The organism is Thermogemmatispora carboxidivorans, assembly GCF_000702505.1.
GTDB classification, from domain to species: Bacteria; Chloroflexota; Ktedonobacteria; order Ktedonobacterales; family Ktedonobacteraceae; genus Thermogemmatispora; species Thermogemmatispora carboxidivorans.
In genome coordinates this window covers 105,567-124,226 of the sequence record NZ_JNIM01000001.1, presented here as the reverse complement: position 1 = coordinate 124,226, position 18,660 = coordinate 105,567, and the positions used below count along the sequence as shown (strand labels likewise).

15 protein-coding genes and 2 tRNA genes are annotated in these 18,660 nt (G+C 61.0%); 4 read left to right on the top strand and 13 right to left on the bottom strand.

What is annotated here, in order from left to right; all coding sequences use genetic code 11:
• Nucleotides 1-8: 8 nt before the first annotated feature.
• From rplJ to N688_RS00435, 9 genes are all read right to left on the bottom strand, one after another.
• Complete coding sequence (gene rplJ, locus N688_RS00475; protein WP_052887449.1) at nucleotides 9-551, bottom strand: 50S ribosomal protein L10; 543 nt, start codon at nucleotides 549-551, stop codon at nucleotides 9-11.
• Nucleotides 552-1,328: 777 nt separating this feature from the next.
• Nucleotides 1,329-2,036 (bottom strand): 50S ribosomal protein L1, encoded by a 708-nt coding sequence (gene rplA / locus N688_RS00470; RefSeq protein ID WP_052887448.1) that lies wholly within the window; start codon nucleotides 2,034-2,036, stop codon nucleotides 1,329-1,331.
• Nucleotides 2,037-2,259: 223 nt separating this feature from the next.
• The gene (rplK, locus tag N688_RS00465) at nucleotides 2,260-2,682 is read right to left on the bottom strand and encodes a 50S ribosomal protein L11 (protein ID WP_052887447.1); all 423 of its coding nucleotides are present in this window, start codon (nucleotides 2,680-2,682) and stop codon (nucleotides 2,260-2,262) included.
• A gap of 284 nt (nucleotides 2,683-2,966) precedes the next feature.
• Nucleotides 2,967-3,587 (bottom strand): transcription termination/antitermination protein NusG, encoded by a 621-nt coding sequence (nusG, locus tag N688_RS00460; protein ID WP_081839134.1) that lies wholly within the window; start codon nucleotides 3,585-3,587, stop codon nucleotides 2,967-2,969.
• A 602-nt stretch (nucleotides 3,588-4,189) separates the two neighbouring features.
• On the bottom strand, nucleotides 4,190-4,456 hold the full coding sequence (secE, locus tag N688_RS00455; protein WP_162179464.1) for a preprotein translocase subunit SecE: 267 nt from the start codon (nucleotides 4,454-4,456) through the stop codon (nucleotides 4,190-4,192).
• Between the two features lie 151 nt (nucleotides 4,457-4,607).
• Nucleotides 4,608-4,778, bottom strand: coding sequence for a 50S ribosomal protein L33 (rpmG, locus tag N688_RS22120; protein ID WP_081838352.1), 171 nt, complete (start codon nucleotides 4,776-4,778; stop codon nucleotides 4,608-4,610).
• A 381-nt stretch (nucleotides 4,779-5,159) separates the two neighbouring features.
• Nucleotides 5,160-6,374: an elongation factor Tu gene (gene tuf, locus N688_RS00445; protein ID WP_052887444.1), complete on the bottom strand. Its 1,215-nt coding sequence runs from the start codon at nucleotides 6,372-6,374 to the stop codon at nucleotides 5,160-5,162.
• 422 nt (nucleotides 6,375-6,796) lie between these two features.
• Nucleotides 6,797-6,868, bottom strand: a tRNA-Thr gene (locus N688_RS00440).
• Nucleotides 6,869-7,046: 178 nt separating this feature from the next.
• Nucleotides 7,047-7,130: transfer RNA gene (locus N688_RS00435), tRNA-Tyr, on the bottom strand.
• 325 nt (nucleotides 7,131-7,455) lie between these two features.
• On the opposite strand from N688_RS00435, the gene N688_RS00430 reads away from it, so the two are divergent.
• The 3 genes from N688_RS00430 (at nucleotide 7,456) to selA (ending at nucleotide 9,702) form a co-directional block, all read left to right on the top strand.
• The gene (locus tag N688_RS00430) at nucleotides 7,456-7,689 is read left to right on the top strand and encodes a hypothetical protein (protein ID WP_052887443.1); all 234 of its coding nucleotides are present in this window, start codon (nucleotides 7,456-7,458) and stop codon (nucleotides 7,687-7,689) included.
• Nucleotides 7,690-7,800: 111 nt separating this feature from the next.
• Nucleotides 7,801-8,232: a type II toxin-antitoxin system PemK/MazF family toxin gene (locus N688_RS00425; protein WP_052887442.1), complete on the top strand. Its 432-nt coding sequence runs from the start codon at nucleotides 7,801-7,803 to the stop codon at nucleotides 8,230-8,232.
• Between the two features lie 96 nt (nucleotides 8,233-8,328).
• On the top strand, nucleotides 8,329-9,702 hold the full coding sequence (selA, locus tag N688_RS00420; RefSeq protein ID WP_052887441.1) for an L-seryl-tRNA(Sec) selenium transferase: 1,374 nt from the start codon (nucleotides 8,329-8,331) through the stop codon (nucleotides 9,700-9,702).
• A gap of 20 nt (nucleotides 9,703-9,722) precedes the next feature.
• On the opposite strand, the gene N688_RS00415 is transcribed toward selA, so the two are convergent.
• Both N688_RS00415 and rsgA read right to left on the bottom strand, forming a co-directional pair.
• Nucleotides 9,723-13,082 carry an adenylate/guanylate cyclase domain-containing protein gene (locus N688_RS00415; protein WP_052887440.1) on the bottom strand — a complete coding sequence of 1,120 codons (3,360 nt, stop codon included), beginning with the start codon at nucleotides 13,080-13,082 and terminating at the stop codon, nucleotides 9,723-9,725.
• Nucleotides 13,083-13,130: 48 nt separating this feature from the next.
• The gene (gene rsgA / locus N688_RS00410) at nucleotides 13,131-14,129 is read right to left on the bottom strand and encodes a ribosome small subunit-dependent GTPase A (protein ID WP_052887439.1); all 999 of its coding nucleotides are present in this window, start codon (nucleotides 14,127-14,129) and stop codon (nucleotides 13,131-13,133) included.
• Nucleotides 14,130-14,671: 542 nt separating this feature from the next.
• Here rsgA and N688_RS00405 point away from each other — a divergent pair.
• Entirely contained in the window at nucleotides 14,672-15,862 is a 1,191-nt protein-coding gene (locus N688_RS00405) for a potassium channel family protein (protein WP_081838351.1), read from the top strand.
• On the opposite strand, the gene fxlM is transcribed toward N688_RS00405, so the two are convergent.
• Nucleotides 15,819-17,171, bottom strand: a complete 1,353-nt coding sequence (gene fxlM, locus N688_RS00400) for a methyltransferase, FxLD system (protein WP_052887438.1) — start codon at nucleotides 17,169-17,171, stop codon at nucleotides 15,819-15,821. The two genes, N688_RS00405 and fxlM, sit on opposite strands and share 44 nt — an antisense overlap.
• 40 nt (nucleotides 17,172-17,211) lie before the next feature.
• Nucleotides 17,212-18,621, bottom strand: coding sequence for an Asp-tRNA(Asn)/Glu-tRNA(Gln) amidotransferase GatCAB subunit A (locus N688_RS00395; RefSeq protein ID WP_052887437.1), 1,410 nt, complete (start codon nucleotides 18,619-18,621; stop codon nucleotides 17,212-17,214).
• Nucleotides 18,622-18,660 lie beyond the last annotated feature (39 nt).

Genomic DNA, 18,660 nt, shown 5'->3' with positions numbered 1-18,660 from the left:
AAGTGACATCAGGCATGCTCAGCTTGCTGCTCCTGTAGCTGCTCGGCCCGCGCCTGTAGAACGTAGCAGAGGTCGCGTAAGGGAGCAGTCAGCAGGCTATAGGTTGTAGACAGCGGCCCTTGCAGACCACCGACCAACTGCGCCTGAGCCGCAGGCTTGCCGCCGCTGATCTTGGCGAGGGCCTCGACGCGCTCTGGTGTCAGCGAGTGCCCCCCCAGAATTGCCGCTTTGAGGACCACCGTGTTTGAATTCTGCAAGTAATCGGCGATCGCCTTAGCGGTTGCCACCTCATCATCGTAGCCGAAGGCTACGGTTGTCTGGCCGTGAAAGATGTTTGGGTCCACACCTTCCAGCTGGTTGCGCTCGGCAGCCAGGCGCAGCAGGGTATTTTTGGCCACCTGCACCTCGACACTCATCGGGCGCACCTTATTGCGCAGGTCGTTCATCTCCTTGACCGAAAGCCCCTGCGTTTGAATCAGGATGGCGATCCGCGAGCGCGCCAGCTTCTCGGCCAGTTCTTCGATCTTTACCGCCTTCGCCGGTGTAGGCATTCCGCTCTCCCCTCCTTTCTTTTCATATTGTGTTGCAGTTTGCGTCTGCTTAGTCTGCTTAACAGGAGAAAGCCGCCAGCTGCTCCGCTCCCCCCAGCAAGCGGGGAGAGCCTCCCAATGCGCTTGGGGAGAGCAGTCTCTGGCAACATGGGTTCGCAGACGGGCAAGTATGTCCCGCGACCGGGTCAGCGGGGAAAAAAGCGGTCTCACCTGACCCCCGCGCCAGCCCTGAGACCTGGCGCGCAGCGGCGGGAACAGCTCCCTCGGTCGGCAGCAAGCTCTTGACGCGACGTGGAGATCAGCACCCACCTTAGCCGCTGGCCGGGCCGGTCAACACTCAACCAGGCCAGCCAGGTCAACGACCTGACTCATCACCAGAGCGCGCGAAGAAAAAGGGCCTTCAGTGCAACACCGAAGGCCCAGAGGCAAGCTTCCGTTGGAAGCAGTAGCAGTGGATGGATCGCAGCTACGCATAACCGGGCATAGCGAGCGCAGCGGCGGCCTGGTCAACAGAGCAGCAGGCCGCTAACACGGCACAGAACATATGCCCTCTTGCAATCCTTTCCTCTGTGCTCTGCCTTGCTCAGACATCGCCTACCCATATGCCAGCAAGCAAGAAGCAGAGCGCGCTCCTCGGCAAGCTGATACCGGACGGTATCATTTACATGCCCCGGGCATACTTGCTGTCTTCGGTCGCAAAGGTTACAGGCTGTTCAGATTATAGGCAAGAGACGGGCAGGCCGTCAAGCCAGCCTCGCCTCCACGTCCCCGCTCAAGCTAGACGCGCAAGGAAAGAGCCGACTGCAGATCCAGCGGCACCCCTGGCGACATTGTCGAAGCCAGGACGACATTGCGGATGTAGGCCCCTTTGGAGCTGGCTGGCTTGGCGCGCATTACCGCATCGAGAATGGCAGCCAGATTGGAGAGCAGGGCCTCATCGCTAAAAGATAGCTTGCCCGCTGGTACATGCAGCAACCCTGTGCGATCAACGCGGAACTCCACGCGCCCGGCTTTCGCCTCGCGTACAGCACGGGCCACATCCATCGTGACCGTACCTGTTTTAGGATTGGGCATCAAGCCGCGCGGGCCGAGCTTCCTACCCAGACGACCTATCCTCGGCATGACATCCGGCGTGGCGATCGCCACATCGAAGCCCAGCCAATCATTTTCAATTTGCTTGATCAAATCATCGAGGCCGACAAAGTCAGCCCCAGCGGCCTCGGCTTCGCGTGCCTTCTCGCCCTGGGCAAAGACCAGGACCTTGACATCCTTGCCGGTACCCGCTGGCAGCAAGGCCACGCCGCGCACCATCTGATCGGCGTGTCGTGGGTCAACCCCGAGGCGCATATGAACCTCAAGAGTTGGATCAAACTTGACGTAGTTCATCTTCTTGAGCAGGGGAATAGCTTCTTGGGGCTGGTAGAGCTTTCCCGGCTCAAGCCACTTCAAAGCTTCAAGATATTTCTTCCCGTGTTTCTTCGGCATGACAGAAAGCCCTCCTTGTGGTGATCGACCGCAGTGACTGACGGGCAGATACGTGTTGTCAGCAGATCGCCGGGACCTGGTCTTGTCCTGGCCAGGCGAGAGCGGGTCTAAGTCTCAGGCTCGGGTGACGGTCTATGCCAAGCCGATCGGACCACTTTTCTCACCTGGGCCGGGACAGGAAGGGATGGCCGATCTCTGGCGAGCAAAGCACAGTCGCGCCTGCTCAGACGATGGTAATCCCCATACTGCGGGCCGTCCCCTCGACACTGCGCTCAGCGGCCTCGATATCGTGGACATCGAGGTCCTTCATCTTTAGCTGAGCAATCTCACGTAGCTTGGCGCGGTCAATCGTACCGACCTTTGCCCTGCCGGGGGTGCCAGACCCTTTTTCGATGCCCGCAGCCTGCTTCAGCAAGAATGTCGTCGGGGGTGTGCGCGTGACAAAAGTGAACGAGCGATCCTCGTAGATCGTGACCTCGGCGGGGATAATCATGCCCCGCTGGCTTTCCGTGCGAGCATTATACTCCTTACAGAAGGCCACGATATTAATGCCCTGTGAGCCAAGCACCGTACCGACCGGAGGCGCAGGCTTAGCCTCACCGGCAGGCAGCTCCAGCCTGATCACAGTCTTGATACGTTTCGCCATTGTAACTCCAGCTCCCTCAACAAGCGACAATCGCAAAATGAGTGCGTGCTCGCGCCCATGTCAGCCAGGCCAGAGAAGAGACAGACCATTCGCTGGCAGAGGCCGACAGTGAGCGGCGACGCCAGGGCCTGGCGGCAGGCACCGCCGAAGCGGCTCCGGCAGGGGCCGGAGCGCCTGGCTGACCTGGCGGGGCAGCGCGCCGAGCGTCGCCTTTCATGCATGCGAGCATGCATGTATGAAAAAGTGGGAGGTTACGCTAAACCTCCCGCCTCCATTGTGGATTGTTAAATCTTCTCGACCTGGAGAAAATCCAGGACCACTGGCGTCTCTCTCCCAAAGAAGGAGACAAGAACCGTGACTTTGTTGCGATCCATGTTGATGTCACTGACAGTCCCAATGAAATCGGTGAAGGGACCATCGATGACACGCACACTTTGACCTTTCGTGAAGCTGATCTTCGTCTTCGGCTTTTCGGCTTCTTCAGAAACCTGCTTCAGGATCGCCCTGACTTCATGTTCCTGAAGAGGCACCGGGCGTGTTCCCGACCCAACAAAGCTGGTGACCCCCGGCGTGTTGCGCACCACATACCACGACTCCTCGGTCAAGATCATCTCGACCAGTACATAGCCAGGGAAGACCTTGCGCTGTACCGTCCGCCTCTGCCCCTGCTTAATCTCCACCTCTTCTTCCATTGGCACGACGACCCGAAAGATCTTATCGCGCATGTTCATCGAGGCAATGCGCGCTTCGAGATGGCTCTTGACCTTATTTTCGTAGCCGGAGTAGGTGTGGATCGCGTACCAGGCGCGCTCTCCAGCACCAGGGCTACCTGACTTCGACAGCGCAGTGCTGAACCGCGTTTCCGAGCCAGCCCGTTCGTTTGGATTTGGGTCATCAGCAACCATGGTATTTCCCTCTTGCTTATTGCCCGCTAAAGCTGGTACCCCCACCTCAGCGGCGTCTTCTTGGCCGGCCACTGGGAGGGCGTCCTTCCAATTCGTCTGTTCCATATCCACAGAAATTACAACACAGAGGCGCGGGAATCTGTTGCTCCCCCTCTTCTCTCGACAGGACCTGCAGGCGCCCGATCCTTGTTATGTGCGGAGATATGCCCCGGCGCCGTCACTCACCACATCATCCCCAGACCAGCACTTCTACACCGAGGCCCTGTGCAGACCTGTGCAGACTGGCACCCACTACTCATCAACCCCCTCAAGCTTCTCTTCCTTATCTTCCCAACGCCCGCACCTGGCACGAGATATGAGACAGCCCCCCAGGCCCAGTCTCCAGGCCACCCCACTCGACTCGCCCACTTGCACAGCGCAAGACCGACTTCACTCTCAGCATACCTGATCTGCCAGCATCCGCCGACCCGGCAAGCTCCCCCACCAGGTCCCCGATCACGACAAAAGCGCCGCCTTCTGACAGAAGAGAGCAGGCAGGTAGCCAGCACAGGCAGCTACTCTGCTGGCGTGCTTTACTTACCTCGCTCCCGACCCGCGTGAATCTACCTGGCGGTACCAGTGATCAGGCGGAATAGCTGGAAGAGGCCAATATCGACCAGCCCGAGGACGACACCGAGGGCGATGGAGAGCGCAATCACCGCGATCGTCATATTGCGCGCTTCCTCGAACGTTGGCCAGGTGACCTTGTAGCGCAGCTCGTAATAGGCCTCATAGGGGAAGCGGAACAGCCTCATCTGGAGCAAGCGAGCAAAAACAGACGGCTTCTGTTCGCGGCGTACCTCCTGACGGCCCTCGCGTCGCTGCGTCATCTGCTTCGACTCCTTGCGGGCAGGAGCATCCTTCTCGCCGCGGGGCTTGGCCTGGAGAACCTCGCTTGAAGCGGAAGTAGCCTTTTTCTTCTCGGCCATTTTATTTGCCACGTTGACCCTTTCTCGATCAGGAGTGATCGTTGCCCGGCTATCATCTGGTCTCGCGATGGATCGTATGAGTGCGACAGTTGGGACAGAACTTTCTCAGCTCAAGGCGGTCCTGATGAGTGCGCCTGTTCTTTGAAGTATGGTAGTTGCGATGCCGGCAATTCGAGCAGGCAAGAGCAACAATGATCCGATTCTCTTTACTTTTGCTAGCCATAGTTCTCTCCGTTCAGGGATGCTACCCTCCTCTGACGGCAGTAGGAGAGTTTGCTGACCGTCAAGTCACTCACCTACGCGCGAAGGTCAGGAAGGGAACAACAGCCGGGCACCTCTCACATGCTGCTGCTGTACTGGCAGGCAAGGCAGCAGGTTGAGCCGCGCTGGGCTTCCTTCCTGACCATAAGGTCATCTGCTGTTGTCCGCGCTGTGGCCGCTACGCGCGGGAGCGCCCTTGCTGTTTCTTTGTCGGCGCTTGCTCATCGTACTCTCACAGCCCAGCGCTCTGCGGCAACAGGGGCAGCAGAGAGCGCCAGCCAGAGCGAAGCGATGGCTGACCAGGTAGGCGGCGGACACTGACCGCTAGAGGCCGGACCGACGACTACTCCAGCACCTCGGTGCAGACGCCCGCGCCGACGGTGCGGCCACCCTCGCGAATGGCAAAGCGCACCCCCGCCTCCATCGCCACCGGATAGATCAGCTCCACCGTCATGTTCACATGATCCCCCGGCATCACCATCTCTACCCCTTCTGGCAACTGGATCGTCCCCGTCACGTCCGTCGTCCGAATGTAAAACTGCGGCTTGTACCCCGAGAAGAACGGCGTATGCCTCCCCCCCTCCTCCTTCGACAACACGTACACCTGCGCCTTGAACAGCTTGTGCGGCTTAATCGACTTCGGCGCCGCCAACACCTGCCCTCGCTCCACTTCGTCTCGCTCCACTCCTCTCAGCAGACACCCCACGTTGTCCCCCGCCAGCCCTTCATCCAGCGTCTTGTTGAACATCTCCACTCCCGTCACCACCACCGTCCTCACCTCATCGCTGAAGCCCACAATCTCCACCTGCTCGTTCACCCGGATCTTGCCTCGCTCAATGCGCCCCGTTACCACCGTCCCTCTCCCCTTGATCCCAAACACGTCCTCGATCGGCATCAGGAACGGCCTGTCTATCGGTCGCTGCGGCGTCGGAATGTAGCTGTCCACCACATCCAGCAGCTCCCAGATGCAGCGCGCATCGGGATCGCTGCGCGTCAGATCCCCTTTGCTCTCCAGGGCCTTGAGCGCCGACCCTCGGATCACCGGCACCTCATCCCCTGGAAACTCGTACTTCGCCAGCAGCTCCCGCACCTCCAGCTCCACCAGCTCCAGCAGCTCCTCATCCTCCATCATATCCACCTTGTTCAAAAACACCACCATCGCTGGGACTTCCACCTGCCTCGCCAGCAGAATGTGTTCCCGCGTCTGCGGCATCGGCCCATCGGGCGCGCTCACCACCAGGATCGCCCCGTCCATCTGCGCCGCTCCCGTGATCATGTTCTTGATGTAGTCCGCATGCCCCGGGCAGTCCACGTGCGCATAGTGCCGCTTCTCCGTCTCGTATTCCACATGCGAGATCGAAATGGTGATCCCGCGCTCTCGCTCCTCGGGCGCCTTATCAATCTGGTCAAAGGCAATATACTTATTCACGCTGCTGGGCAGCACCCGCGAGAGCACCCGCGTGATCGCCGCCGTCAGCGTCGTCTTCCCGTGGTCAATGTGCCCGATCGTGCCCACATTCACATGCGGCTTCGTCCGCTCAAACTTCTGCTTCGCCATAACCTCAAAGGCTCCTCCTGGAATTCGACCGTACTAGAGCAAAATGATGAAGAGATAACAAAAGAGCAACCAGCGCTAGACATACAGCAGCCGTCTCCTGAGTCTTTCAGGACTCGCGCCTCGTTGCGGCACCCTCGTTTTTTCTAACGCTTCTTATGGTTCTCTTCAGGCGGATTGACGAGCGAGTGACCGAGCGAACGGACCGGTCTGGTATCCAACCTGACTTCTCTCGCCTTTCGGATTCTTCGCCTCTTCTCAGGATGGTCGTTGACGCAAGCCACCGGGAGAGGAAAGAATCTTCGAAGAAGGAGGGAAGCGGCGACGGTATCAGAAGACGGCAGCGAAACGTAGAAAGATCCGGCGCGGATATTCGTGAAGATGCATGCCTCAGAAAGCAGCAAGGCATCATCAGAAACCACGGGAGCCCGTGATGGGAATCGAACCCATGACCACAGTCTTACCAAGACTGTGCGCTACCGCTGCGCCACACGGGCCAGACAGATCATCAGCGCATTGACACCAGGCGGCGGGCCATCTCCCTCAACCGCTATCCTGTCACACCCTCACCTTCTCCACGCGCGCCAGGCGCACCGCTGACCTGCAGCCGCCTCTTTGCTCGTCCACTCACCTCATCCGAGCGCACGCTCTGAGCGAGGCATGCCGCTGTTGCGCTGGTGGGCAGTGAGGGATTCGAACCCCCGTAGGTTTCCCAGCTGATTTACAGTCAGCCCCGTTTGACCGCTCCGGAAACTGCCCACGCGAAATTACTCAGTTGTTGCCAGCTCCTTGCTGTTTGGCTGACGTGTCCATTATAGCTGACGGGGCAGATGATGTCAAGCACTTTTCTGGGAAGGTTGGTGAAGAGCACAGCGGTTTAGGAAAGTCTGGGGGCCTGTCATTGTCGCAGGCCAGTTTTGCTGGTATAATTTCCTGCGTCGAAGAAAATGCGCTTCCCCACCAGCACGGGTGTAACCCTCGCGCCAGCCTGCAACAGCTCGGCCTGGGCCTGATGGCGCCGGGCGCTGTTCTCTGGTCAGGACGGAAAAGGACGAAGGAAGGAAGAAGGAACGAGGTATTCTCTATGGCAACGAATTGCGACTTCAAGCGCTCTTCTTTGCTCGCTGAGCAGTATCAGCAGGAGATGGAGCTGATCTCTCAGGCCCTCCTGGAGGAAAGTGAGGAGGAACGCGAGGAGCGCCTGAGCCTGGTCGAGCGCTCTTGGCCCCTCACTAGCGCTTGCTTCTATGCCCAGCGCGAAAGCGGTGACACATCCAGTCGCACCTCCGCCGTCTCCGCTCACCAGTTACGGTCATAACTACCCTGCGCCAGATGCACGCTGGCCCTTTTTGTGGTATTATTCTCGTTACTGAGTACTATCTCAATTTATCATGTGATGTGTCAAGGTAGGGTGTCTGGATAAAACGCTATGCCTCATCCACCAGAGTTGCCGCCTGAAGCATTGACGTATCATACGCCTGTGCAGTTCGGCATGGTATACTGGGTGAATTTCGGCTATCCCGCCCTTCCCCCCGGCATCGAGGAGAAGCGCATCCTGGACTGGCACCCGGCCCTGGTGGTCTCCGCTGAACCGTTCTGCCGCCATGCCGGCGCCGTCAATGTGGTCGCACTGACGTCCTATCGGGGTAAGCTCCGTCCCTATCACCACCTGCTCTTGAAGCGCGATTATCCTCTTCTGGATACCGATAGCCTGGTGAAGACGGAGCTCCTCTACCCCGTTCTGCGCACGTTGCTCGCGGACCAATACGCGATCTGCCGGCTCCACGATGCAGATCTCTACGCCATTATGGGGAAGATCGCCAATAGCCTGGGCATTACAATGTATTATTCTTTGCATTGATGTTGAGGACGCAACCGCGGGTGTGCGCCTGGTCAGTCGCCGCTTTGGATTGCTGGATTGCTGTACACTGCCTTCTTCTCTGTTGAGGATGCTGCGATGTTGCGTCTTCTTCCTTCGATTAGCGCTCTGTTGCAGTCACCCGAGGGGCTGCAGCTGAGCGCTGAGTTTGGGCGCTCTTTGGCGACACGCGCTCTGCGCCAGGTGGTAGCAGAGGCCCGCGTCTCGCTCCGCCAGGGCGCTCCCTGCCCTTCACCTTCCGAACTGCTCTCTGCCGCTCGCCGCTGGCTCTCGGTGACCCTCCAGCCTTCCCTTCGCCCGGTGATTAATGCTACCGGGGTGATTATTAATACAAACCTGGGCCGTGCTCCTTTGAGCGCCTCCTCCCTCCAGGCGCTCCAGGCCGTGGCTCAAGGCTATGCCAATCTGGAGTACGACCTGGAGGCCGGCGAGCGCGGCTCTCGCTCCGTGCATGCCGCGGCTTTGCTGCGTGAGCTGACCGGCGCTGAGGCGGCGCTGGTGGTGAACAATAATGCTGCTGCGGTCTTGTTGGCTCTCTCAACGCTGGCGGCGGGCCGCGAGGTGATTATTTCTCGCGGGCAGTTGGTGGAGATCGGCGGCGGTTTCCGCGTGCCCGATGTGATGCGCCAGAGCGGCTGCCTGCTGGTGGAGGTGGGCACGACCAACCGAACGCGCCTGGGCGATTATGCGGCAGCGATCTCCGAGCGCACTGCCCTGCTGCTGGCGGTCCATCCGAGCAATTTCCGCCTGACGGGCTTTGTGGAGTCCACCCCGGTCGGTGAGCTGGTGCACCTGGCCCACGATCATGGGCTGCTGGTCATGGAGGATCTGGGCAGCGGCTGCTTGATTCCAAGCGAGCGCTATGGCCTGGCCCATGAGCCGATGCCGCAGGAGAGTCTGGCGGCGGGTGTTGACCTGGTCTGCTTTTCGGGTGATAAGTTACTGGGCGGTCCCCAGGCGGGGATTATCCTGGGACGCTCCGCTCTGCTGGAGCGTATCGCTCGTCATCCGCTGATGCGAGCGCTGCGGGTGGATAAGCTGACGTTGGCGGCTCTGGAGGCAACCTTGCGCCATTATCAGCGCGGCGAGGCTGAGGAGGCGATTCCTGTCTGGCGGATGATTGCGTTTCCTCTTGCGCGTTTGCAGGAGCGCGCGACACGCTGGGCCCAGACTTTGCAGGGGCAGGGAGTTGCGGCCAGCGTCCGCCCCGGTGAGTCGACGATCGGCGGGGGCTCGCTGCCAGGGGAGACGCTCCCTACAGCGCTGCTGGCCCTGGAGGAGGGACAGGTACCTTGCCCGCTGGAGGAGCTGGCACGTCGTTTGCGCTCTCGTCCAGTACCGATCGTGGGACGGATCTTGCGCGATGCGCTCTTGCTTGATCCGCGCACGGTCCTGGAGGAGCAGGATGAGGAGCTGCTGCGTGGTCTGCTGGCCTGCCTGCGTGATGGGTGAGGGAAGGAGCAGCCCAGTGACTAGCTGGAGAGAGTCCCGCCGAGGTTGGCCTCTATCTCGGCCAGGTGCCGCAGGGTCCGTCGATCTCTCAGGCGCTCCAGGATGGGACGGGCGCGCTCTAGCTGTCGCCGGTCGCCGCTGCGCTGAGCGAGGATGAGGCGCATGCGGGCGGCGTGCACGAGATGTCCCGCTCCTTCAGCTGCCTCAATGGCCTGGGCCAGAGCTGCCGGGTCGTTGATGGTCAGGGCCTGGGCGATCGCAAGGTAGGGAGCCAGCACGGCGCCCTGGCGCTCTCTGAGAACCTGGTCCGCGCAGCTTAGCAGGGCCGGCGGGGCGCTCAGGCCGTGTTCGCTGCAGAATCTCAGGCGGTAGAGCAGGTGGAGTTGATCACGCCGGAAGCCTTCCGCAGGCATAAGCTCTGGGTCATCCTGGAGAAGTGCTTCTTGAAAGCTACGATCGGCTTCGAGGCCTTGCTCTCTGGGAAGCAAGGAGCGCAGGAGGGTGGCCAGGTCAGCACATTGGGCCTCGTCTTCACGTGCCTGAGCGACCAGGAAGAGCGAACAATATGCATCCGACAGGTGGGCGAGGCGCTCCTCATCAGGAGCTACTTCTTCGCGAATAGCATGTAGCAAGGATGCCAGCGCCTCGATCTCCTCCCAGCGACCAGCGAGAAAGGCTGCGATGGCAAGCGCGGACAGCGTTCTGCTGAGGAGCGGCAGAGGCAGGTCCGTGCGAGCACGAGCGCAGGCCATTTTGCCAAGCTCGATTGTCTCCTGGAAGTTGCCGAAGACAAGATTGGCATAGGCTGCTACATTGATGGCATCAATATATTCCTCTGGTGGCAGATCGGGGAGACTTAAGCGGCGCCGGGCCGCACTGAGTGTGATTTCCTCTTTTCCCAGATACCAGTGCAGCAGCCCCAGGGCGTCGAGCGCCTCGCTGAGAGCGGCCTGATCGTCACGCTGCCCGAAGTAGTCTACGGCCTCGTTCGCCCTATCGCACAGCGCTTCCAGCCGCTCATAGGTCTGAGCCGGGTCAGGACTCGCCTGCGCGAAGACGTTTGTGAACGAGATGATCAGTTTTTTCAGATTCGCTTGGGTCTCGAGTGAAGCAAGAGGGTGCTGGAGCAGATCGAGGACGACGGTGAAGCAGATGGCAACGCGCAGGCGCCAGACTTCTTCTTCGCTTCCCGCCTGCTCAGCAAGGGTGAGGGCCTCTTGTGCCAGGCGAGCAGCCTCCTGCGGCGAGAGTGGGCGCACCAGGGCGAAGCGGGTGCCGCCGACGATGATCTTGCGCAGCAGGCGAGCGCCGGTGAGTGGTTCAGCAGTTTCCAGACTGCGCCAGCACGCGAGGGCTTGCCGATAGGCGTTCCGCCGTGTGTCCCCCCAATAGAAGCTGTCGCCGAGCAGCTCATAGAGACGCACCTGCTCCAGCGGTGAGGCCAGCTCGATAGCCAGCTCCAGCCAGTGCCTGGCTTCGGTAAAGGCCGCGCTTTGGATAGCCAGGAGGCCGGCCTGCTCGAAGGCTTGCTGGGCTGCAGCCGGAGGAAATGGCGGTTCTTGCCGTACAGCTCCCTGACGAGCCAGACGCAGAGCTTCGCGGTAGTGATAAGCTTTCAGCTCCCTGGTAGCCTGCTCCGAGAGGAGAGCTGTTTGCTCTAGGCTGGTCGCTATTTGACTGTGCAGGCGGATGCGTTCGCCACGGGCCAGTGTCCCGTAGGCAACGTCGCGTACGAGGTTCTGCGCGAAAGCCAGCGTTCCGCCAGGCTCAGCTACTAGCAGTGCGTGCAGCAGCAGATCATCGAGAGCCTCCGTAAAGCCTTCGGCAGGCTCGCCAGGCTTCTCAGCCTGAGCCTGATTGTGCTGCAGGAGAAAGATAGGCTGCAGTAGGGACCGGGGAGCGCTGCGTCCGACCACTGCGGCGATCTGCAGCAGACGACGTGCCGGCGCCGGCAGCAGGTCAAGGCGGGCTAGCAGGCTGGCATGAACGGTATCGGGTAGAGCGATCTCTACCGGGTTGCGACCCTGGTCTTGCAGCTCTAGCCGACCACGCGCCAGCTCCAGGGCAAAGAAGGGATTGCCTTCGGCCCGTTGAACAATGGCTTCGCGTATAGCGATGGGCAGGGCTGGCGCACTCCCCTCTAGCAACTGGCGCAGCTGCCCGGCTGTGAGGGGTGGGAGACTCAGACAAAAAAAGTTTTGACGGCTTGCTCCCCAGGTGCGACGACGCTCCAACAATTCGGGTCTGCTTAGCAGGACAAGCAACAGGGGTACAGAGGCGCGGATGCCCAGCAGAGCCTCGATGAGATCAAGTAAGCTGTCCGGGGCGTACTGCAGGTCATCAATGCCGATCAGGAGAGGGGAGCGGCGGGCCAGGCACTCCAGCAGCTGACGCCAGGCGCTGAAGATACTCTCCGGGAGGAGGTTGCTGCCTGGGACGAGACCGAGCGACTGCAGGATCAGCCCAGCCAGGCGGACGGCCTCTTCCTGACCATAGCCGCTCTCATCAAAGAGCTGCCGCAGCCTCACTCGCTCGCTTTCCGGCACAGGCTCCCCCTGTCCTGCAATCAGGCTGCTGAGCAGTGCACGCAGGGGCTGAACGGCAGAGAGCTGACCGTAGGGCGGACAAGAGACGCGCACAACACGCAGCTCGGGACGGGAGGCAAGCGCGTCCAGGAAGGTTCCTAGCAGGCGCGTCTTACCACCGCCCGCCGGGCCAATGAGGGAGAGGTAATACGGTCGTTGCTCTTCACAGGCACGATCGATCAAGAGCTGCAACTGCTCCAGATCACGCTGTCGGCCAACAAAAGGCGGCATTTGTAGCAGGCGCTGCGGAAGAGGAGCTTTCAGGGGAAAGACGCGCAGCGGCTGCGGCTTGCCTCTGACGGTCAGCTCGCGCGCTGAGGTGAAGAGGAAGGAAAACCTGGTTGCCTGCATGGTGCGCTCGCTCACCAGGATCTCGCCAGGCGCTGCGCCTTGCTGCAGGCGGGCGGTTACATTGACCGCGTCGCCCGTCACTAAGAAATCGCCCTGGCTGCTATCGCCTGTGGCGACGACCTCACCGCTGCTGACGCCGATGCGCAGACGAAACGCCGGGGGAAAGAGGGGATCGTTTTCCACGGCCTGGCGCAGGGCCAGGGCCGCCGCCAGCGCGCGCTCGGCATCGTCTCCATGAGCACGTGGTAAGCCGAAGACAGCCATGACTGCATCGCCGATGAACTTCTCCAGTGTACCGCCGTGGGCCGCGATTACCTGCCGGGCATGGGCATAGTAGCGGCTCATCAAGGTTCGCAAGTCTTCAGGATCAAGTTCATCGCCCAGAGCAGTAGAGCCGGTCACATCGGCGAAGAGGATCGTGACAAGCTTGCGTTCTTCGGGCATAGCATCTGGCCCTTGCGCCCCTTTCACTCAGGGAGCTGAGAGCAGACTCTAACGCTCTTCTTCCTTCAACAGGCGGACGTAGCTCTGATAGCGCCGTTCGTTGATGAGGCCATCTTTAACCGCCTGCTGGATGGCGCAGTTTTCTTCATCAACGTGGAGGCAGTCTGAGTAGAAGCATTCACCCAGGTAGGGGCGGAACTCGACAAAGCAGCTCGCCAGTTCCTCTTTTGGGATGTTCCAGACGGCAAGGGCCCGGATACCGGCAGAGTCGGCCAGCCAGCCGCCACTAGAGAGTGGATAGAGCTGCGAGCTGGTGGTGGTATGGCGTCCCTTGCCCGTGGCGGAGCTAACCATGCCGGTGCGCACGGCCATGCCCGGCTCCAGCGCATTGACGAGCGAAGACTTGCCTACGCCGGAAGGACCGGTGAAGAGGGTGATGTGGCCCTTGAGGAGCTCGCGCAGTTGCTCGATGCCCTGGCCAGTTTCGCAGCTGGTCCACAGGACCGTATAGCCGAGCTGTTGATACAGGGCGACAGCTTCTTCGACGCTCTTATCATGCGGCAGGTCGACCTTGTTGATACAGATGATCGGGCGCAGCTCGGCATGCTCGCAGATGGCCAGATAGCGGTCAAGCATGCCAAAATGAGGCTCGGGCTGCGTGGTGGCAAAAACAATCACCACCTGATCCAAATTCGCAAGCAGCGTCTGCGCCCGCGGATTGCTCTCGCGCGAACCGACATCGCGCCGTGCGAGCTCGCTCTGCCGTGGCAGGACCTCCTCAATCAGGCCCGTCTCCGCATCAAGCCGCCGGACCTTGACGCGATCACCGACGCTCAGACGCGAAGGCAACGTTGCGACCTCTGCCTCTGCACGCTGCTGGCGGGCCAGGGGGCCGGTGACTTTCCCACGTACGGGGCGTCCCCGGGCCGCTTCGGCGAAGGCTTTCTTCAGCTTGCCGCGGAGTGTGCAGCGCAGCTTGCCCTGATCGGTATAGACCTCATAAATGCCGTGTGCTCCGCTAAGCACTATACCGGTCAGCAGTTCCATCTTGTACTTGCTGGCTTTCTTTCCTTCAGCACCCTCAAGCGTTCAGCGCCCTCATCTTCCGTTAGAGTAGTGGCTGCCTTCTTCCCGCATCCCTCCCTGAGCCATGAAGCCCCCGGCGGAGGCGGGATGAGACAGCGAAGCTCGCTGATTTCCAGCCTGTACGCATGATCGACGGGCAGAGAAGAGACGGCTCTTCCTGCTCTTTGGCCCCCCCGTTCCGATCAGAAGCGCAGGCCAGAGAAGAGAGGCCCTTTTTATCTCTCCAGACAGATTACAGGAGAGACGGGCACTTTGTCAATGGAGTTCGCCGTCGGCGGCGAGCTCTCCCTCACCTGTCGGTTCCACGGGCAGGCAGGCGGTTGGTGTTGCTCACGCGCTGCCCGCTCACCAGCAATTGAGGCGGCTGCACCAGGGGGCATTGACGTCCCCCACTGGCATGGGCTAGCCTGAAACAGCCTCGTCTATTGACCGGCTGGGTTGCCTCGCTGGAGAGCAGGCATCGTTCATGTTCCCTTGCGTATCCTGAGAGGAGGAGTGGCGTTATGCCCTGGTTGGTTGGTTCCCTCAGCGTTGTGCTGATACTCGTGATCTTGCTGGACGCTTTCGAGACTGTGGTTTTACCTCGCCGCATCTCTCGCCGCTTTCGGCTGGCACGCCTGATTTTTCGGGTGAGCTGGTGGCTGTGGCGTGGTCCTGCCCATCTGATCCACAATGGAGGGCGACGCGAATATTATTTGAGCCTGTACGGGCCGCTGTCGCTCTTATTCCTCCTGGTGATCTGGGCTGTCGGCTTAGTCAGCGGCTTTGCGCTGCTGCAATGGAGCCTGGGCATGACGGTGCATGCGCCCGAACAGCAGGCGTCGCTGAGCACGCTTTTCTATTTTAGCGGAACCACCTTCTTTACGCTCGGGCTTGGCGACATTGCGCCGGCAGCGGGTCTGCCGCGCCTGGTGACAGTCATCGAGGCTGGCACGGGCTTCGGTTTCCTGGCGCTGGTGCTTAGCTATCTCCCGGTCATCTATCAGGCGTTTTCGCGGCGGGAGGCCAGTATCGCTCAGCTCGATGCTCACGCCGGCTCGCCGCCCAGTGCCTTGGAGCTGCTGCGCCGCCACGCCCAGGGGGAGCAGTTTCCAGAGCTGGTGCGCCTGTTGCGCGAGTGGGAGCGCTGGGCTGCCGAGCTGCTGGAGAGCCATCTCTCTTACCCGGTGCTCATCTATTATCGTTCACAGCACGAACGCCAGTCATGGCTGGCCGCCCTGACCACCCTGCTCGACGCCTGTGCGTTGATCATCGCTTATCTGGACGACTTGCCAGCACAGACTGCCTGGTTCACCTTTGCCATCGCGCGCCATGCCGCGGTCGATCTGGCCCAGGTCTTCGATGTGAGGCCGCGGCCCGCCAGCGTGGATCGTCTGACTGGTGAGGAGCGCGCTCGCTTACTGGCGGCACTGGAGACGCTAGGGCTGGAGGTTTCACCGGAGCGCGAGCAGCGCCTGGCCGAGTTACGACAGCTCTACGAGCGCTATGTTCAGAGTCTGGCAAGGCGGCTGGAGATGCCGCTGCCTGCCTGGGCGCCCGCCAAAGTCATCGATGACTGGCAGACCAGTCCGTGGGAACTTCTGGCCGCCAGTCGAGATACCTTGACCTGGCAGCGCAAGATGCTGACGCTGCAGAGGAAGTTTGAGACCATCAAGCCTGGCGTTCAATCACCAGACGAGACCAGCGCCGGGTAAAGATGAGGCGTCCGGGGGCTGGTTCCTCGGGACAGGGAACGTGCAGGGGATAGATCCGCAGGCGCAAGCGCTCATCGCCAGGGACAAGCAGCCAGCTGGCGGGACGCCCCGCCGTATCCCAGGAGCGAAGGAGAGAAAGCAGGCGTCGAGCCAGATATTCGGCCCCGCCAAAGCAGCGCACCATGATTTCACAGACGGCCTGGCCGCTTTGGCCAGCGCCACTGGCCGACTGCCTCCAGCCCGGAGGCAGGGCGAGCAAGGCAATGTGATTGTCGGCCACCATTCCTATGGTGGCACGGGCCTCTAGACCAGCGACCTTGAAGAGCCAGGGTAGCTCGGTCAGCGCTGGGTGCTCGCGCTGAGCCACGAGGCTACAGGCTGTCGGCTCGTGTTGGGAGAGCCAGGAGTTAAAACCGTAATGGACCTCGTGGAGATTGGCAAGCACGCCACTGGGCAGGTCGTACCAGGGACCGGCGAGATCTCGATAGAGGGCGGCAACATCCACCGGCTGGTAGTTATTCAAGCGCAGCTGGAGCGCAGGACTGGCCTCGGTCCGCGCCCCAAGGGCGAAGATACCCCCTGCCTCTGCAAAGGGGCCGCGTAGCATCATGAAAGCACAGCAGCGTACTGAGACGCTCTCAAGATGGTCAGCGCGTCGCTCTAGAGCAACCGAGAATTGAGCATCACGGAGAACCAACGGGAGGAGTAGCCTCCCGTCAGGCTTCAACTGCTCGTACCAGGGCGCGGCTATATCGCCTGCGGCCACGGTGAGAATGATGCGGTCATAGGGGGCCGCGGGCGGATAGCCTTGAGCCCCATCTCCACAGAGAACATGCACCTGGCGGTAGCCGGCAGCTTCCAGACGGGCACGCGCCCCCTCCACCAGGTCCTCATCGATATCGATGGTCACAACAGTGCCGCTCTCACCCACGATGTGAGCCATGAGGGCCGCATTGTAGCCGCTGGCAGCTCCGATCTCCAGTACTCGCTGACCTGGCTTTAGATCGAGCTGCTCGAGCATAATGGCCATGATAGCTGGTTGCGAAGAGGAGCTGATACAGACTCCGTCGACAATCTTGAGAGGGATGACCTGGTCACGATAGACTTCTTCGGGAGGAACCCCAGGCAGGAAGAGATGGCGGGGCACAGCCCGAAAGGCCGCCTCGATGCGAGCTGCGCGCAGGAAGCCACGCTCCTTCAGGTGCTCAACCAGGGCCTGTTGCTGCGCCCCCAGCTGGTCCTGATGCTGGCCTGGACCATTCCGGTGGGCCGGATCAGGATCAGGGTCACGCCGCGGACCAGCTTCCATAAGGCTCTCCTTTCCTTCCTCTCTCTCTGCCGTTTGCTGGTCAGGGAATGTCTCGCCGATGCCAATCGGTCAGCTGTTGGTAAGCGTGGGCAATTCTTAAGACAGTCGCTTCGTCGAAGGCATTGCCCACGACCTGGAGGCTGAGCGGGAGGCCGGCCTGACTAAAGCCACAGGGAAAGGCCACAGCAGGAAGACCAGCCAGGTTGAAAGGCAGCGTGAGGCGCAGCGAGGCCGTGGTGGCCTCCTCCTGTTGACCCTCAATGGTAATCTCTTGGTCGATCTGGGCGATGGGAATGGCCGGCATGGGTTGAGCAGGCAGCACAAGCGCATCAACTCGCTGCAGCACCGAGCGCAGCTGTGTGGAGAAGAGGCGCCGTTCCTGTTGGGCCCGGAGATAGTCGATGGCACTGATGCGCTCCCCCTCTTGCAGACGACGCAGCGTGAGGGGACCATAAAAGGCCGCGCGCTCGCTGAGCCAGCCACGCTCACGATGGGCAAAGGCTGCCTCGGGCAGTTGAATAGTACGGAAGGTCGCCAGCGAGGGCCGACTGAGCCGCACTTCGCTGATCTGGGCCCCGGCTTCCTGGAAGATGAGGACCGCCGCGCGCCAGGCTGCACGCACTTCGGGATCGAGCGGAGCCACAAAGTCCTCGAGCGGCAGGCCAAGCCGTAAGCCCTGCAGCGAGAGCGGTCCCCGCCCCTCTGGTCCTTCAATGAGCAGCGCTGAAGAGCGCGAGGGAGGACCCGAGACACTCTCGGGATCACGTGGGTCATAGCCAGCAATGACATCAAAGATGAAAGCGCAGTCCTCAGCGCTGCGCGCCAGCGGCCCAACGTGATCCAACGAGCGCGACAGCGGTATGACCCCATAACAACTAACGCGCCCATAGGTCGGCTTGAGACCGGTGACACCGCAGCAGGCAGCCGGAATGCGAATTGAGCCACCAGTATCCGTGCCGATAGCCCCAGAGCACATGCCGGCAGCAACCGCGACCGCCGAGCCACCACTTGAGCCACCGGGGACGTGGTCACGTTTCCAGGGATTGCGCGTCGGTGGCGTAAAGACGCCAAGGCCGAACTCGTGGGTATTGGTCTTGCCGATGATGATGGCCCCGTGCCGTCGCAGGTGCTCTACAACACTCGCATCTTCGGATGCCACATAGTCAGCCAGAACCCGCGAACCAGCGGTCAGACGCTCCCCCTGTACGGCAATAAGGTCTTTGACGGCAATAGGGATACCATGTAGGGGACCACGGAAGAAGCCGCGCCGCTGCTCGCGCTCGGCTTCGTCGGCAGCCTGCAGGGCCGCGTCGCGCATCACGGCGGTAAAAGCTTGTAGCTCATGATCGAGGGCCTCGATGCGCTCCAGGGCCTCGCTGACGAGTTCTCCAGGGGTTGTCATTCCAGAGCGGATGTCTTCCGCCAGCTCGCGAATGGATCGATAGAGCATGCTTCCCTTTCACACTGCGCAATGTACGCTATCTGCCCC

Bases quoted from the DNA above. Each gene is read 5' to 3' on its own strand.
- rplJ (WP_052887449.1), bottom strand. From the start codon at position 551: ATGCCTACACCGGCGAAGGCGGTAAAGATCGAAGAACTGGCCGAGAAG.
- rplA (WP_052887448.1), bottom strand. From the start codon at position 2,036: ATGCCGAAGAAACACGGGAAGAAATATCTTGAAGCTTTGAAGTGGCTT.
- rplK (WP_052887447.1), bottom strand. From the start codon at position 2,682: ATGGCGAAACGTATCAAGACTGTGATCAGGCTGGAGCTGCCTGCCGGT.
- nusG (WP_081839134.1), bottom strand. From the start codon at position 3,587: ATGGTTGCTGATGACCCAAATCCAAACGAACGGGCTGGCTCGGAAACG.
- secE (WP_162179464.1), bottom strand. From the start codon at position 4,456: ATGACGCAGCGACGCGAGGGCCGTCAGGAGGTACGCCGCGAACAGAAG.
- rpmG (WP_081838352.1), bottom strand. From the start codon at position 4,778: ATGGCTAGCAAAAGTAAAGAGAATCGGATCATTGTTGCTCTTGCCTGC.
- tuf (WP_052887444.1), bottom strand. From the start codon at position 6,374: ATGGCGAAGCAGAAGTTTGAGCGGACGAAGCCGCATGTGAATGTGGGC.
- N688_RS00430 (WP_052887443.1), top strand. From the start codon at position 7,456: ATGGCAACGAATTGCGACTTCAAGCGCTCTTCTTTGCTCGCTGAGCAG.
- N688_RS00425 (WP_052887442.1), top strand. From the start codon at position 7,801: ATGCCTCATCCACCAGAGTTGCCGCCTGAAGCATTGACGTATCATACG.
- selA (WP_052887441.1), top strand. From the start codon at position 8,329: ATGTTGCGTCTTCTTCCTTCGATTAGCGCTCTGTTGCAGTCACCCGAG.
- N688_RS00415 (WP_052887440.1), bottom strand. From the start codon at position 13,082: ATGCCCGAAGAACGCAAGCTTGTCACGATCCTCTTCGCCGATGTGACC.
- rsgA (WP_052887439.1), bottom strand. From the start codon at position 14,129: ATGGAACTGCTGACCGGTATAGTGCTTAGCGGAGCACACGGCATTTAT.
- N688_RS00405 (WP_081838351.1), top strand. From the start codon at position 14,672: ATGCCCTGGTTGGTTGGTTCCCTCAGCGTTGTGCTGATACTCGTGATC.
- fxlM (WP_052887438.1), bottom strand. From the start codon at position 17,171: ATGGAAGCTGGTCCGCGGCGTGACCCTGATCCTGATCCGGCCCACCGG.
- N688_RS00395 (WP_052887437.1), bottom strand. From the start codon at position 18,621: ATGCTCTATCGATCCATTCGCGAGCTGGCGGAAGACATCCGCTCTGGA.